Annotated in this window: 13 protein-coding genes; 5 read left to right on the forward strand and 8 right to left on the reverse strand. The window is 72.6% G+C overall.

Annotation, left to right across the window (positions count from 1 at the left end; genetic code table 11):
* Positions 1–265 precede the first annotated feature (265 nt).
* From OH768_RS18910 to OH768_RS18930, 5 genes are all read right to left on the reverse strand, one after another.
* Positions 266–673, reverse strand: a complete 408-nt coding sequence (locus OH768_RS18910) for an ATP-binding protein (RefSeq protein WP_406455112.1) — start codon at positions 671–673, stop codon at positions 266–268.
* Positions 674–895: 222 nt separating this feature from the next.
* On the reverse strand, positions 896–1327 hold the full coding sequence (locus tag OH768_RS18915; RefSeq protein ID WP_406455114.1) for a (deoxy)nucleoside triphosphate pyrophosphohydrolase: 432 nt from the start codon (positions 1325–1327) through the stop codon (positions 896–898).
* Positions 1328–1349: 22 nt separating this feature from the next.
* On the reverse strand, positions 1350–1541 hold the full coding sequence (locus tag OH768_RS18920; protein ID WP_019072018.1) for an SPOR domain-containing protein: 192 nt from the start codon (positions 1539–1541) through the stop codon (positions 1350–1352).
* A 368-nt stretch (positions 1542–1909) separates the two neighbouring features.
* Positions 1910–2662, reverse strand: coding sequence for a GntR family transcriptional regulator (locus OH768_RS18925; RefSeq protein ID WP_406455117.1), 753 nt, complete (start codon positions 2660–2662; stop codon positions 1910–1912).
* 147 nt (positions 2663–2809) lie between these two features.
* Positions 2810–4156, reverse strand: coding sequence for a DUF4190 domain-containing protein (locus OH768_RS18930; RefSeq protein WP_406455119.1), 1347 nt, complete (start codon positions 4154–4156; stop codon positions 2810–2812).
* A gap of 160 nt (positions 4157–4316) precedes the next feature.
* On the opposite strand from OH768_RS18930, the gene OH768_RS18935 reads away from it, so the two are divergent.
* The 3 genes from OH768_RS18935 to OH768_RS18945 all read left to right on the forward strand — a co-directional run bounded on the left by OH768_RS18935 (position 4317) and on the right by OH768_RS18945 (position 8074).
* Positions 4317–5150 carry a serpin family protein gene (locus OH768_RS18935; RefSeq protein WP_406455120.1) on the forward strand — a complete coding sequence of 278 codons (834 nt, stop codon included), beginning with the start codon at positions 4317–4319 and terminating at the stop codon, positions 5148–5150.
* Positions 5147–5335: a hypothetical protein gene (locus OH768_RS18940; RefSeq protein ID WP_406455122.1), complete on the forward strand. Its 189-nt coding sequence runs from the start codon at positions 5147–5149 to the stop codon at positions 5333–5335. Before OH768_RS18935 ends, OH768_RS18940 begins: the two co-directional genes overlap by 4 nt.
* A 135-nt stretch (positions 5336–5470) precedes the next feature.
* Complete coding sequence (locus OH768_RS18945) at positions 5471–8074, forward strand: discoidin domain-containing protein (protein ID WP_406455124.1); 2604 nt, start codon at positions 5471–5473, stop codon at positions 8072–8074.
* Between the two features lie 42 nt (positions 8075–8116).
* Here OH768_RS18945 and OH768_RS18950 read toward each other — a convergent pair whose 3' ends face one another.
* Both OH768_RS18950 and OH768_RS18955 read right to left on the reverse strand, forming a co-directional pair.
* Positions 8117–10336: a DEAD/DEAH box helicase gene (locus tag OH768_RS18950; protein WP_406455126.1), complete on the reverse strand. Its 2220-nt coding sequence runs from the start codon at positions 10334–10336 to the stop codon at positions 8117–8119.
* 146 nt (positions 10337–10482) lie between these two features.
* On the reverse strand, positions 10483–11322 hold the full coding sequence (locus OH768_RS18955; RefSeq protein ID WP_406455128.1) for an oxidoreductase: 840 nt from the start codon (positions 11320–11322) through the stop codon (positions 10483–10485).
* Between the two features lie 88 nt (positions 11323–11410).
* Here OH768_RS18955 and OH768_RS18960 point away from each other — a divergent pair, with 88 nt between their 5' ends.
* Complete coding sequence (locus OH768_RS18960; protein WP_406455130.1) at positions 11411–12322, forward strand: LysR family transcriptional regulator; 912 nt, start codon at positions 11411–11413, stop codon at positions 12320–12322.
* Positions 12323–12500: 178 nt separating this feature from the next.
* Here the strand turns inward: OH768_RS18960 and OH768_RS18965 are convergent, their stop codons facing one another.
* Complete coding sequence (locus OH768_RS18965) at positions 12501–13964, reverse strand: sigma-70 family RNA polymerase sigma factor (RefSeq protein WP_406455132.1); 1464 nt, start codon at positions 13962–13964, stop codon at positions 12501–12503.
* Between the two features lie 207 nt (positions 13965–14171).
* Between OH768_RS18965 and OH768_RS18970 the strand changes: the two genes are divergently transcribed.
* Positions 14172–14588 carry an SsgA family sporulation/cell division regulator gene (locus tag OH768_RS18970; RefSeq protein ID WP_406455134.1) on the forward strand — a complete coding sequence of 139 codons (417 nt, stop codon included), beginning with the start codon at positions 14172–14174 and terminating at the stop codon, positions 14586–14588.
* The last annotated feature ends 65 nt before the right edge of the window (positions 14589–14653 follow it).

The following is a 14653-nucleotide window of genomic DNA, read 5'->3' on the forward strand; positions in this document are numbered from 1 at the left end:
TCCCCTCCAGCTCACCGCGTCCGGCACCGGTCACCGGGGGCGGCTGCCCGCAGTATCCAGCACTACGGCGCCCCACAACACGGTGTTCACGATCACAGGACAATCCCGATGCATTTCGGACCGGCCCGCGACAACACTCCCAGTCTTCTAACCAGCGGACACGCAGTCGAACCACGCCGGTCGACAACCGTCACAGGCCTTGACCAATCGATGGACACCACTGTCCGGTTCGTACAGGAGCGTGCGCCCGCGCACCGGCCCCGGTTCATCCCGGCACCGCGAGTTCGAACCACACCGTCTTGCCCGTCTCCCCGGGCCGGGTGCCCCAGCGGACGCAGGCGCCGGCGAGCAGTTGGAGGCCGCGTCCGCTCTCGTCCTCGGGTCGGGCGACGCGCTCGCGGGGCGGGTCGGGGAGCGGATCCGAGACCTCGACCAGCAGGACGCCGTCCGGGCCGACGGGGCGGACCAGGCGGACGCCGACGGGGCCCGTGGCGTGCCGCAGCGCGTTGGTCACCAGCTCGCTGACCAGCAGCGCCGCGATGTCGGCGAGGGCGCCGAGATCCCAGTCGCGCAGCTGACCGCGGACGGCCGAGCGCGCGGTGCGGACGGCTCCGGGGTCGGCGGGAAAGGTCCACTCGGCGCAGTCGCCTTCGGTGTCGATCAAGCCGATCACATCCCGGGCCGGCCCAGCACACCCATGTCCGATTTCATGGGGTTAATGGGCACATACCCGATATCAAGAGCCCGGTACCGTCCCGGAGGGCGCACTGTGGCACGAACGGCGTACACCGACCCCGGCGCACTCCGGCGTCCCACCCCCCTTACGAATCCGGCGCGCCCGTCCGCCACGAACTACGGCGAGTTCCGCACACCCGGCTCGCCCCGGCCTACGACGTCAGCGCGCCCCGGCGTCGAGGAGCGCGAGCGTCTCCCGTACGGCGGAGACGTCCTGGTCGAGCCAGTCGACGGTCCAGATGTCCGCGGGGGCGAGCCAGCGCAGTTCGTCGTGGTCCTGCAGGGGGCGCGGGCGGGGCGAACCGGGAAGCAGGCGGGCCGTCCAGACCTGGAGGACGTACGGCGGCTTCAGCGGCCACTCGCCCGGGACACGGCCGACGGCCTCGGCGTCGACGCCGAGTTCCTCGCGGAGTTCGCGCACCAGCGCGGCGTCCGGGCGCTCGCCGGGCTCCACCTTGCCGCCCGGGAGTTCCCAGCGGCCGGCCAGCTCCGGGGGTGCGCTGCGGCGGGCGGCGAGCAGCCGGCCTGCACCGCCGACGCCGAAGTCGCCGTCGAACAGGGCGGCTCCGACCACCACGATCCGTGTCGTCATGCGCCGGAGCCTACGGGCTGCGTCAGTTGCGGGTGGCGTCCCCGTTCTGCCCGATCCGCTCGACCCAGTAGAGCTGCTTGTGCTTGCGGTCGTCGAGGCTGTCCGCGATCTTCTGGGCCTCGGCGCGGGTCGCGTACCTGCCCACGCGGTAGCGATTGCCGTTGTCGTCCTGCCGTATCACGAGCCAGGGAAGAGTGATCGTGCCGTCGTTCATCGCGCCCCTCCGCTTCCCGCTCGCGGTTCGTGCCGTGCCCCACCCCATAAGGAAACCGCAATCCGCATATGCCGGAGCCTACGCCCAACCTTCACGCAGCGAATACGGCTTTTCACAAAGAGGTACGCAACCAGCCATGACGGAGGGGGCGCACGACTACGAACGCGCCGTTGGCACACCTCGATGCATCCGGTCGGAGGCACGCTACAGGTCCCGTGAGCGACCTGCGAGAAAGACCGGAATCCAACGGCCGTCAAGGCAGGGCGGAGTGACCGGTTCCGGCGACAAGTGCCGGGAAAGTTGCGCTACTTCACCTGGAATGCACCCAACGCGCTACTCGGCGCGCTACTTCACGGGAAGTCGGTGCATTACCTCACGGGCAGGTGGTAGGCGATCCGGTAGCGGTCGGCCGGGACCACCACGTCGGCCGTCTCCACCGCACGCCCCGAGGCGTAGTACGTGCGCTGGATGACCAGGACCACATGCCCGGGGACGCCGCCCAGCGCGAGCAGTTCCTCGGAGAGGCCCGGCCGGGCGCCGACCTCCTCCGTGACGTTGTCCACGACGACGTCGATGGCCCGCATCCGCTCGACGACCCCCATACCGCCGAGCGGGCCCTCCTCGGGCAGCATCACGGGCGTACGGCCGGTCACCGCGAGGGGTTCCCAGGACGTGGAGAGCATCATCGTCTCGCCTGCGTCCCGGAACACGTACTTCGTGCGCATCACGCGCTCGCCGACCTGGAGGCCGAGCCGCTCGGCGATCGCGCCGCCGGCCTCGGTCTGCTCGCTGCTGGACTCCCAGGTGCCGCGCGCCTCACCGTCGGCCTGCTCCTGCCGGAACGGTGTCGCGCCGGCGGGCGGCCGGAACCCGGAGCGGGCGATACGGCGCGGCACCGGACGCTCACGCACATACGTCCCCGAGCCGGAGCGGCCCTCGACCAGCCCCTCGGCCATCAGCACCTTGCGCGCCTCCAGGGCGACCGTGTCCGAGACGCCGTACTCCTCGCGGATTCTGGCCTGCGAGGGCAGCCGGGTGTGCGGGGGCAGCCTGCCGTCGACGATCTTCTTGCGGAGATCACCCGCGACGCGCAGATACGCCGGCTGCTCACCGAATGTCACTGGCCGCTCCCATCAGGTTGTACAGACAGCAACAGCCTGGCAACCGTGGGTTGTGCCATGCAAGCAAAGGCCAGAGAATCACTCGATGTGATGACTTGTGCCTGGTGTGGGCTTTACCCAGGCAGTTTCTCCCCGCTATGGGAGCCGTCACACCTCCAGACCGGTATCGCCTCCCCCGCTGTCCCCGCCGCTGTCGCTCTCGTCGTACGGCGGCGGGGTCGTGGCGAGCCCCAGAGCCTTGCGGGCGGTGACCGACAGATGGGGGTCGATGAGCTCGGCGCCCTTGTCGTAGTACCCGTAGAACTCGTCGGCGTCGGCGGCCCCGGCCGCCTTCGCCCACTGCTTCTGCGCCGCCCGCAGGTCCTTGACCAGGTCCGCGACCGGCTTCGCGGCGGCACTCGGCCACTCGTGACCGTCCAACAGATCGGCCTGCTCGGTCAGCGCGGCCGAGACCCGGCCCGCCCAGGCCCTGTGCCCCGGCAGGTCGTCCTCGACGTACTGCGCGTCGGGTGCCGAGTCCAGCGCCGCGTTGAGGACGTGGGCCGCCTTCAGATACGCGACCTGGTCCGCGTCGAGGGTCGTGGCGTCGTTGCGCAGCGAACCGCCGGGCAGACTCGCCTCCTCGTCCTTGTTGCCGAACACACAGGTGATCTCGCGGTCGCCCAGGCTCCAGCTCTCCGCGGTCGGGGTGACGTAGTAGATGTCCACGTCGTCCGGTACGGCCCAGCCGTCCATCGCGTAGGAGTCCTGGAGCGCGTAGCACCTGTCGTCCGCGGTGGCAGTGACCTTCTTGTCCCCCGGGTACGAGCTGCCGCTCAACCGCACGACGGCGAACACCTCGCCGTCGTGCTCGCCCGCGCAGGACACCACGTCGAAGTCGTACGCCATGCCCTCCAGCGAACCGCTGGGCGCGTCGAAGCACTGGCCCTTCACGGGGGAGGCGCTCGCGTTGTTGCGCACGGTGTCCTTGACGTCGTCGAAGAAGCCGGTCGCGGCGCCGGCCACCCCGAGCGCCCACAGCACCAGCCCGAACGACGAGAGCACGATGCCGGTCACCGCCATGCTCCGGCCGCGCTCGCCCCGCTTCTTCGTCTGGTTCAGCCCGATCAGCCCGAGGACCAGTCCGACGCCCGGGACGCAGCAGAGGATGCCGAGCACCAGGGCGGCGACGGACACGCCGTTGAGGGGCGCGGGGTTGTTGTACGGGCTGTAGCCCTGGGACCAGGTCTGGTAGGGCTGGGGCCCGTAGGGGGCGTAGGGGGGCGGAGGACCTTGGGGGTACGGGGTGTACTGGGCGTACGGGGTCTGCGGCTGTGTCCCGTAAGGGGGTTGGGGCTGTGCCGTCCCGTGGGGGTCCTCCGACGGCGGGGCGTACGGGTTGTACGGGGCGGCGGGCGCCTGTGGGCGAGGAGCCGGGCCCGGAGGCTGGTCCTGGGGGCCTTCGGGGCCCGGGGTGGGCGGCCCTTGGGGTTCCGGCGGCGGGGGTATGGACACGGGTACCGTGCTCCTGGTTCAGGCGGGGGATCTTCGGCGGGAGGGCTTCACCCGCGGAGCCGGAGATCTTCAGGTGCGGAACTGACGTACGACTCGCGCATGTTAAGCACGAGGTGAGCGGGGGCGATGGGGGTCCCCCCGATTTGAGCGGAGTCGAAAATTGGGGGAGCGGGTTGCGAAGACGACGGTCCGGGCGGTGAACGCGCTCACCGCGCGCTGGGCCGGGGCTGCCTGCGGGGGCACGGTGTTCTCGGCGGCCGGGGTGTGGCCGCTGCTCGCCTTCCTCGCCGACGGGGCGTCGGGCGACGCGCGGGCGGAACTCGCGGACGCGGTGGGCCTGCCCGCCGACCACGCCGCCACCGCCGCACGGGAGTTGCTGGCCGCGACGGGGTCGATGCCCGGTCTGCGCTCCGCGCTCGGTCTGTGGACCCGGCACGAGTTGGCCGTGCGCGAGGAGTGGCGGGCCGGGCTGCCGGCGGGCACGCACGGGGTGCTCACCGATGTTCTCCCGGCCGGTCAGCGGGCGTTGGACGCGTGGGCGGCCGAGCGGACGGGCGGGCTGATCGAGCGGATGCCGGTCGCCCTGGACGCGGACGTGGTGATGGTGCCGGCGAGCGCGCTCGCGCTGCGCACCGAATGGCCGCGCCCCTTCGACGAGTTGATGCTCAGCCCGGACGCCGGACCCTGGCAGGGGCGGCGGCTGGCGGGCCTGCGCCGCACCGGCGTCCGCCTCGACCGGGCCGGCGTGACGAGCGGCCCGCACGGCTACGTCACCGAGCTGAAGGTCCCCGGCGACAACGGGATCGACGTCCATCTCCTGCTCGGCGAACAGCGGATGCCCCCCCCGGCCAGGTGCTGGGCACGGGTGTCGCCGCCCTGGGCCGCCGGGTCGCCGTGGTGCCCAGCGGCCAACTCCCGTACGGCGACGTGGGACCGGGCCTGCGGGTCGAGCAACAGCGGTGCGTCATACCGCGGCCGCCGGAGCTGTCCGTGACGGCGGTGGCGTACGACATGGGCGCCCGGCACGATCTCCTCGACCGGCACGGCCTGTTCGGGCTCACCACCGCCATGGACATCGACGACGGCCACTTCCCCGGCACCAGCCCCGACCCGCTGGCCGTCGACAAGGCCGAACAGTCGGCGGTCGGGCAGTTCGGCGCGAGTCGCGGCTCGTCCTGACGGCGGGCTGGGTCACCGAGCCGAAGCCGTACCAGTAGCAGGGGGCGGCAGGGCTCGGGGTCGGGTGCGCTCCGTACGTGGTAATCCCCCGCGCGCTTCCCGTCGCCGTCCCGCCGGGCACTCCATCGTCGAACGGTGACCAAGCCACCCCATCTGCTGCTCCCGCTCCTCGCCGCCGCCCTGCTCCTCCCTCTGCCCCCGGCGTCGGCCGCGCCCCTCCCCCGCGACGACTGCGGGGCGCGCGGCTGGGCGCCGTCGGCCACCCGGATCGACCCGGCCGACACCTACCACCCGTACGTCGGCAACGGCTACCTCGGCACCCGGGTCCCGCCCGCCGGCGCGGGCTACGCGGCGTCCGGCGAGAAGACCGGCTGGCCGCTCTACACCCCGCGCTACGACGGCGCGTTCGTCTCCGGCCTCTACGCCCGGGGCCCCGCGAACACCGCAGGCCGTGAGGCCCTCGCCGCGCTCCCGACCTGGACCGGTCTCGATGTGACGGCGGGCTCGGAGACGTACGGCAGCGGCAGCCGGATCAAGCGGTACCGCCAGACCCTGGACCTCCGCTGCGGCTACGTCCGCACGTCCCTCACCTGGACGACGAAGGACGGCCGCCGCACCGACCTGGTCTACGACGTCCTCACCTCCCGCGACAGCGAGCACACCGGCGCTGTGCACCTGCGCCTGACCCCGCACTGGGACGGCGAACTCACCCTCACCGACCGCCTCGACGGCCGCGGCGCCCGCCGTGTCGCACAGACGGCCGGCGGCCCGGTCGGCGCGCACACCATCGGCGTCGCGTTCCGGACGGACGGGACCGGGGTCGACGGCGCGCTGGCCTCCGTGCTGGACGCGCCCGGCCGACGCCAACGCGCCGTCCGGGACGGGAAGTTGAGCGCCAGTCAGACGGCCGTCCTGCCCGTCCGCTCCGGTCGTACCTACACCGCGACCAAGTTCGTCGGCGTCGACACCTCCCTCACCTCGCGCGACCCCCGGGCCGCCGCCCAGGACGCCGCCGGGCGGGCCGCGCGGCGCGGGTGGGACGCGCTGCTCGCCTCGCACAGTGCCGCGTGGCGGGCACTGTGGTCGTCCGACATCGAGGTGCCCGGCCATCCGGATCTGCAACTCTGGGCCCGTTCCGCCCAGTACGGGCTGCTGTCCGCGCTGCGCCCCGGCGCCCGGAACAGCATCGCGCCCGCCGGTCTGACCAGCGACAACTACGCGGGCATGGTCTTCTGGGACGCCGAGACCTGGATGTTCCCGTCGCTGCTCACCACCCATCCCGACCTCGCCCGCCCGGTCCTCGACTACCGCTACCGCACCCGCGCGGCCGCCGCCGAGAACGCGGCGAAGACCGCGGTGAAGGGCCTGTTCTTCCCGTGGACCAGCGCGAGCCACGGACTGCTGTGGAACGAGTGCCAGAGCTGGCAGCCACCGCACTGCCTCACCCAGAACCACCTCCAGGGCGACATCGCCCTCGCCGCCCGCCAGTACTACCTCGCCACCGGCGACCGCACCTGGCTCCGCACCGAGGGCCGGCCCCTCCTCAACGGCCTGGCCCAGTACTGGACTTCCCGGGTCACGAAGAACACCGACGGTTCCTACTCCATCAAGGAGGTGGCGGGCCCCGACGAGTACAGCAACGGCGTGAACGACGCCGTCTACACCAACGCCGTCGCCGCCACCGCCCTCCGCGCCGCCACCGAAGCGGCCCGCACTCTGGGCCGATCCGCCCCCGCCGACTGGCTCACCATCGCGAACCACCTGCGCATCCCGTACGACCCGAAACGCAGGATCTTCCTCCAGTACGACGGCTACGACGGCTCGCAGATCAAGCAGGCCGACACCGTGCTGCTGATCTACCCGCTGGAGTGGCCGATGCCGGCCGGCGCCGGGGCCGCCACCCTCGACTACTACGCCCAGCGCACGGACCCGGACGGCCCCGCCATGACCGACGCCGTCCACGCGATCGACGCGGCGGCCGTCGGCGAGCCGGGCTGTGCCGCGTACACCTATCTGCGGCGGGCCTACCAGCCCTTCGCGCGCGGCCCGTTCGCCCTCTTCTCGGAGTCGCGCGGCGACAAGGCGGGCGCCTCCGACCCTCTCGCCGGCTCCCCCGCGCAGGACTTCCTCACCGGCAAGGGCGGCTACCTCCAGGTCTTCACCCACGGCCTGACCGGCCTGCGGCTGCGCCCCGACGCCCTCCACCTCGACCCGAGCCTGCCGCCCCAACTCTCGGACGGGGTACGCCTGTCGGGCCTGCGCTGGCGCGGCCGTACGTACGACATCGCCATCGGTGGCAAGACGACGACCGTACGGCTGCGCTCCGGGGCGCCCTTCGTGCTGGACACCCCCGAGGGCCGCCGCACCCTCTCCGGCACGGTCACCCTGAAGACCCGGCGCCCCGACCTCACGCCCACCACCGACCTGGCCCGCTGCCGGCCGGCGACGGCGAGCTCCTCGGAGTCCGGCCGCTACCCGGAGGCCGCGGTGGACGGCAGCCCCGCGACCGCCTGGTCCCCGGGCGCCGACCGCGCCTCGCTCACCGTCGACCTGGGGCGCCCGGTGCGGGTCGGGACGGTCCGGCCCACGTGGACGAAGCGGCCGGGGTCTTACACCGTCGAGGTCTCGGCGGACGGCCGCGCGTGGCATGCCCCGAACGGGACGCCTGCCCGGTACGTCCGGGTCACCGTGCGAGGCGGCACGGGTGCCGCTCTCGCCGAGCTCGACGTGCGCTCGTGACGGCCACATACCGGTGACAGCCGACTGCCCTGACGGGCAGGGTCAGTTGGCCTCGGCCGCCAGCCGCTGCTGCTCCTCCTCGACTATGCGGCGGGCCAAGGTGGCGTCCGATATGTCGACCGCGTCCGGGGTGGCGTCCGCGAGGTCGCTGCGGCGGGCGAACCGGTCGAAGAGTCGGTCCTTGTTCTTGAGGATGGTCAGGAGCCGGTCGTCCACGCTGTCGGTGGCGAGCATGCGGTGCACCTGGACCGTGCGTATCTGGCCCATGCGGTGCACGCGGGCCACGGCCTGGTGCTCCACCGTCGGCTTCACCTGGGGTTCGCAGAGGATGACCAGGGAGGCGGCCTGGAGGTTGAGGCCGACCCCGCCCGCGCTGATCTGGGCGAGCAGCACGGCGTGGCCGCGGGCCTGGGTGAAGTCGTCGACCAGTTGCTGCCGGCGGAGGGCCGGGACGCTCCCGGAGATCGTCCCGGTCACCCGCATGCCGGGCCCGTCCAGTGCGCGCCGGACGGTGGTCAGCACATCTCGGAAGTACGAGAAGACCACCACCTTCACGCCGTTCTCCGCGGCCTCGGCGACCAGTTCCCGCAGGCGCTGCAGCTTCGCCGACTTCTCGGCGTCGGCGTAGGCGGCCCGGCGCATCGCCATGAAGTTCCCGGCGCCGACCGCGCGGTCGTAGGCCTCGCGGTCGGCGGCGCCGAGTTCCACCCACTCGTCGACCTGGACCAGGGCGGGCAGTTCGGTGAGGACGTCCACCTGGTTGCGGCGCAGATAGGCGGGGGCGACGGACTTGCGGAAGGCCTGCGGTCCGGCCGCCGCCGTGCCGTTGCGGACCGTCGGCAGCAGTTCGGGGCGGAGATGGCGGACGAGGGTGCGGAACTCGTCCACGTGGTTCTCCATCGGCGTGCCGGTCAGGAAGAGCACGCGGTCGCAGCGCTCGGTCCACAGGGCGACCGACTTGGTGCGGCGGGTGTCCGGGTTCTTCACGTAGTGGGCCTCGTCGACGACGAGCATGCCCGGGATGGGGCCGGGCGGTGCCTCGCCCTTGGGCCTCCAGCGCTTCAGCTTCCCGCTCTCGGGCGCGGGCAGGGTGTGCAGCGTGTCGAACGTCGTGATCGCGACTCCGCCGCGCTCGCGCCACTCGCCGTAGGCGTCCTGCCGGTCCGGGCCGTGCACGGGCAGGGCGCGCAGGGTGCTGCGGGCGCCGATCTCGCGGGTCCAGTTGATGAGCACGCCGGCCGGGCAGACCACCAGGAAGTGGCTGTGTCCCTCGGCCGCGAGATGGGCCAGGACGGCGATGGCCTGGATGGTCTTGCCGAGTCCCATCTCGTCCCCGAGGACGACCCGGCGCTGGGCGAGCGCGAACCGGGCGCCGAACGACTGGTACCCGCGCAGCGAGACCCGGCGGTGGGTGTCGTCCAGCTGCTGGGCGTGCACGCGCTCGGCCAGCTCCGAGGGCAGGAAGCCCTCGCTCGCCGCATGGTCCGGCCGCCGGCCGTCGACCTCGGCGAGCTGGCTGTAGTACTCGGCGGACCGCAGCTCGAAGTCGACCAGGGCCTCGATGTCGGAGACCGGCGGGCGCAGCAGATCGGTGGAGGCCTGGGCGATCAGCAGCGGTACGTCCCGGGCCGTCGCGTCGGCGACGAGTTCATGGAGTTCGGCGACCGCGGCGAGCGCGCCGGCCCTGCGGCGGCGGCCGGCGAGCGCCATCAGCAGCCTGCTGGTGGCGGGCCGGGCCACCGGCAGCAGCGCGCCGAGCCGCTCGTCGAGCCGGGTGGCCGCGTCCAGCGCGCGGCGCAACTCGGGGCCCGCCTCGACGAGCCGCTGCAGGGCGATCACCAGGGCGGTGGTGCGGGGTTCGGGCTCGTCCACGTCGATACGGACGGAGACGGTCTCCCCGACGGCCCGCGCGATCTGCCGGGCCGCGGCGAGCGCCCGGTCCGCGGTCTGCTGCCCCACTCCGGGCAGCTGCCGCACCTCGTACCGGCTCGCCTCGTGCACCGCGCGCACCGAGGTGAGCCCCGCCGCCTCCACGGCGCCGAGCCGCAGCCGCCCCTCGGTCACGTCCTTCAGCCTGCCGACCGGGATGGACTCCAGCTCCTGGGCGACGAGTTCGGCCCGCAGCGGCTCCAGTGCGGAGCTGACGGTGTCGAGGGCGCGGGTGTGGTCGGCCCGCAGGGCGCGCGCCACGTCGTACAACCGCGTCCCTCGCGAGCACAGCTCCCTGATCTGCCGCCCGCCGCGCGGAAACTCCCCCTCCATGTCACCCCCCGCTCGCATGCGTCCCGTCGTGCGTCCATCGTGGCACCCACCACTGACAACGGGGACGGGAGCGGGCGGGCCAAGGGTTCCCGGCCGTCCGTCGGGCACGGGGACTGGAGCCGGCGGGCCGGGCTTCCAGCCGTCCGTCAGGCGTCGAACCCGGTCGCGCGGGTCCGCTTCTCCCAGGCCGCGATGTCGCCACGCACCTGGTCGAGGTGGCCGAGGACCGCGTCGACGGCGTCGTCGCCCAGCGGCAGGTGCAGCGGGGTCTCCTCCACGTCGAGGGCGGCGAGGATGAGGGCCGCCGCCTTCGCGGGGTCGCCGGCCTGGCCGCCGTCGCCGCCGCCGCCGCCGGAGACGAAGCCGCGGGTCTGGGTCACCTTGGCGTACACACCGCTGTCGGCGCTGACCCCGGCCCGGCTCGTGTCCAAGAGGGCGGTCCGGAAGGCGCCCGGCTCGACGATCAGCACCTTGATGCCGAACTCGGCGACCTCGTCCGCGAGCGCCTCGGACAGTCCCTCCAGCGCGAACTTCGTTCCGCTGTACGCCGAGAAGCCCGCGAAGGACATCTGCCCGCCCATGCTGCTCATCTGCACGATCGCCCCCGAGCGCCGCTCCCGCATGCGCGGCAGCACCGCGCGCGTGAGCGCGGCCGGCCCGAAGACATGCAGGTCGAACAGGTCCCGCAGCTCCTGCTCGGTGGTCTCCTCGAAGGCCCCGACGTGGGTACGGCCCGCGTTGTTGACGAGGACGTCGATCCGCCCGTGCCGCGCCACCACGTCCCGTACGGCCGCCTCCGCCGCCCCCGTGTCGGTGACGTCCAGCCGCAGCGCCTCCAACTGGTCGGGGTGGGCGGCCACCAGGTCGTCCAGCGCCTCGGTCCGCCGGGCAGCGCCGACCACCACGTCACCGGCGGCGAGCGCGGCCTCGACGATCGCCCGCCCGAAGCCGCTGCTGGCGCCGGTCACGAGCCACACCTTGTTCATGACGTCTCCCCTTGAGATCCCTGTTTCCATCTGCGGACCAGCCTGCTCCGGCCCCCGGCGACGCGTCCAAGACCTAAGCTCATAACCGATGGCTATGACGAGAGACGTCCATGTACGGGACCTGCGCTACTTCGTCGCGGTCGCCGAGGAACTGCACTTCACGCGCGCGGCCGAGAAGCTGTACGTGTCGCAGCCCGCGCTGAGCAAGCAGATCCGGGCGCTGGAGCGGCAGTTGGGCGCCGAGCTGTTCCGCCGCGACCGGCAGGCCGTGACGCTCACCGCCGCCGGGACGGCCCTGCTGCCGTACGCCGAGCGGATGTTGGCCCTCTGGGCGGAGGGCGCGTCCGCGCTGGCGGAGGTCAGGGCGGCCGAACGCAGCACCCTGGTGGTCGGCATGAGTACCAGCCCCGGCCGGGGCGGCCTGCTGCCCGCGATCCGCTCCCGGTTCACGGCCGCGCGTCCGGAGGCGGTCGTACGGCTGCGGCAGGTGAGCTGGGACGATCCGACGGCGGGGCTCGCGGACGGCGGCGCGGACGTCGCCTTCGTCTGGCTGCCGCTGCCCGACGCGGAGCGCTACGACTGGACGGTGGTCGCCGAGGAGCCCCGCCTGGTCGCCCTCCCGGACGCCCATCCGCTGGCCGCCCGCGCCGAGGTCGACTTCGCGGACCTCGTCGACGAGCCGTTCCTCGCCCTGCCGCCCGACGCGGGTCCACTGCGCGACCACTGGCTCGCCCTCGCCGAACGCGGTGGCCGACCCCCTCGTATCGGCGCGGAGATCGCGAGCACGGAGGAGACGTACGAGGCGCTGGTCGCCGGTCTGGGCATCTGCCTGGTGGCCACGGGCAACGCGCATCTGATCACCCTCGGCGGTGTCACCACCCGCCCGGTGTACGGCGTTTCGCCGAGCCAGTACGCCCTCGCGTGGCGGCGCGAGAACGGCGGACAGCCGCTGGTGAGGGCGTATGCCGAGGCTTGCCGGGGGGTCAGGAGTGGAGGGTGAGGCGCGTGGCTACTATGAGTCGGCTTTGGGGAGTTCGGGTCACTAGGGGGTTGTCATAAGCCCGCTCCGGATCCGCCTGGAAGGCTGCGGTGCACAACCCGGCGTCCGGCGCGGTCGCCCTGCGCTCCCAGGTGACCGACTCCACGGGCGGCACGTCGACGGAGACGGTCTACCGCGCCTACGCGATCGGCTGATCCACCTCGGCCGCCCGGTCACAGGGGCGGTCACCACCGCCCGGGGTCTCAACAGGTGTGGGGGCGGGGGAAGTCGGAGGTTCCACGGAGGGTTCCGGTGACGGTACGGAAGGGGTCGTGGGTTCCGGAGTGGTGGGCTCCGGGCTCTCCTTCACGGGATCACTCGGAGCCGGGTATGTGGGCGTCGGATCCGGATCCGTGACCACCGGTGGCGTCGGAGTGGGCGTCGGCTCCGGAGTCTCCGGCGGCGTGGGTACAGGCGTAGGCGTAGGAGTCGGCGTCTCAACCGGGGCCGTGGGAACAGGTGTTGGGCTGCTGTCCCCCACCGGTATCGCGACCGTCCCGGGTCCGCTGTCACCAAGTACGGCCGGAGGCACGGCGGTTGCGGACCCGTCCGGTGCCGATGCGGTCGAACCACCGCCGCCCGGCGTCTTCGCGGGCTTCCCCGACCCCGCCCCCGGCTGCGATGCCACCGGCGCCTGGGAGACCGGGACTTCAGCCACCGGGCCCTTCGCCACCGGGACTTCGGCGGAGTCGCTGCCGCCCAGGACGACGATCACCGCGACGGCGCCCGCGACGGCCGCGCCGACCGCCGCCCCCACCTGTGTCTTGGAGGCGCCGGCCGCCGCGTGCCGTATCCCGTGCAGAATTCCGCCGCCGTGCCCGCCCACCGCGGTGACCGCGCCCGCGGACCCCGCACCGAAGGCCAGCAGGAACTTGCCCGCGCCGCCGAGCACGAACACCAGCAGCGCCGGTGCCACGAGCGCGGGCAGCCGGTCGTTGGCGCGCATCAGGGCGGCGAGCCGGGCCCGGCAGTCGGCGCACGCGTCGACATGGCCGAGGAGCCGTTCGGACTGCCGCTCGGTGGCGCCGCCGCGCACATACGCGGGCATCCGGGCCCAGTGCACCTGGCACGCGGGATCGTCCGGAGCGCCGGTCTGCGCGCGCAGGAACGCCTGCCGCATGCCCTCCCGCGCACGGTGCAGCAGTACGGCCGTGGCCCCCTGCTTGGTGCCGAGCTGGGGGCCTATCGCCGCCAGCGGCAGCCCCTCCGCCTCGGCCAGCCACAGCGCCTTCACCCAGCGCTCGGGCAACTGCTCAAGCACCCTCACCAGCAGGTCGGTCGAGGACACCTGCTCGGCTGGATCGTCCCCGTGGAGATGCGCGGAATCGGCAACGGTCCGCTCGTCGGCCTGCGGATCCCGCGGCGTCTCGCGTACGGCGGCTCCGGCGGCGCTCGCGAGATGCTTCACCGTGGTCATGAGGTACGCCGGTACGTTGTCGATCTCGTGCCCGGCGGACAGCCTGCGCCACACCCTGAAGTGCGCCTCGGCGACGAGGTCTTCGGCGACCCAGGTGTTACGGGTGAGCGAGCGGGCGTAGGCGACGAGGCGCGGCTGCTGCTCCTCGTAGATCCGGGCGTACGCCGCGGTGGGGCCGTCGTTCATGGCAGCAACGCTCCAGTTGCCAGTGGGGCGGGGACAAGGGTTTGTACCCTAGATGGCAAAACTTTCAATTAAAGTTGCAGCCGTTACCCAAGGTGATGCAGGTCACATAAATGCTTGGGGTGATGGCGTAATCAAAGCCCTCTCCGCGTGATCAAGGAGGGTGCGTCGGCACAACGGCCGCCGCCCCGCCCGAATCGGAGACCGCCCATGAGTCCCATCACCCTGGAACAGCCCACCGGCGCCCGCCTGATCGCCGACGACGACCAGGAGTTGGCCGTGACGGTCACGCTCCGCTACTCCTCCGGCGACCCCTTCGCCGTCCAACTCCTGTTCCCCGCCTGGATATCGCTCGACGGCAAGAAGGTGACCTGGACCTTCGCGCGGGCGCTGCTGGAGGAGGGTCTCGACACCCCCGCCGGGATGGGCAACGTGCACATCAGGCCGTACGGCCCCGCCCACACGGCAGTCGAGTTCCACTCGGCGGAGGGCATCGCGATGATCCGTTTCGACACGGTCGCCCTGCACCACTTCCTGCGCCGCACCTACCGGGTGGCCGAACCCGGCCGGGAGGCCGTGGGACCGTCCCTCGACCGAGGCCTCGCCTCGCTCCTCGACGGCGCGTGACGCGAGGGGGCCGGGCAGAGCTCCAACTGCCTTCTGTGGCAGGTGAATTGTGCTTGTTATCTTCG

This window comes from Streptomyces sp. NBC_01622 (assembly GCF_045209635.1).
GTDB lineage: Bacteria > Actinomycetota > Actinomycetes > Streptomycetales > Streptomycetaceae > Streptomyces.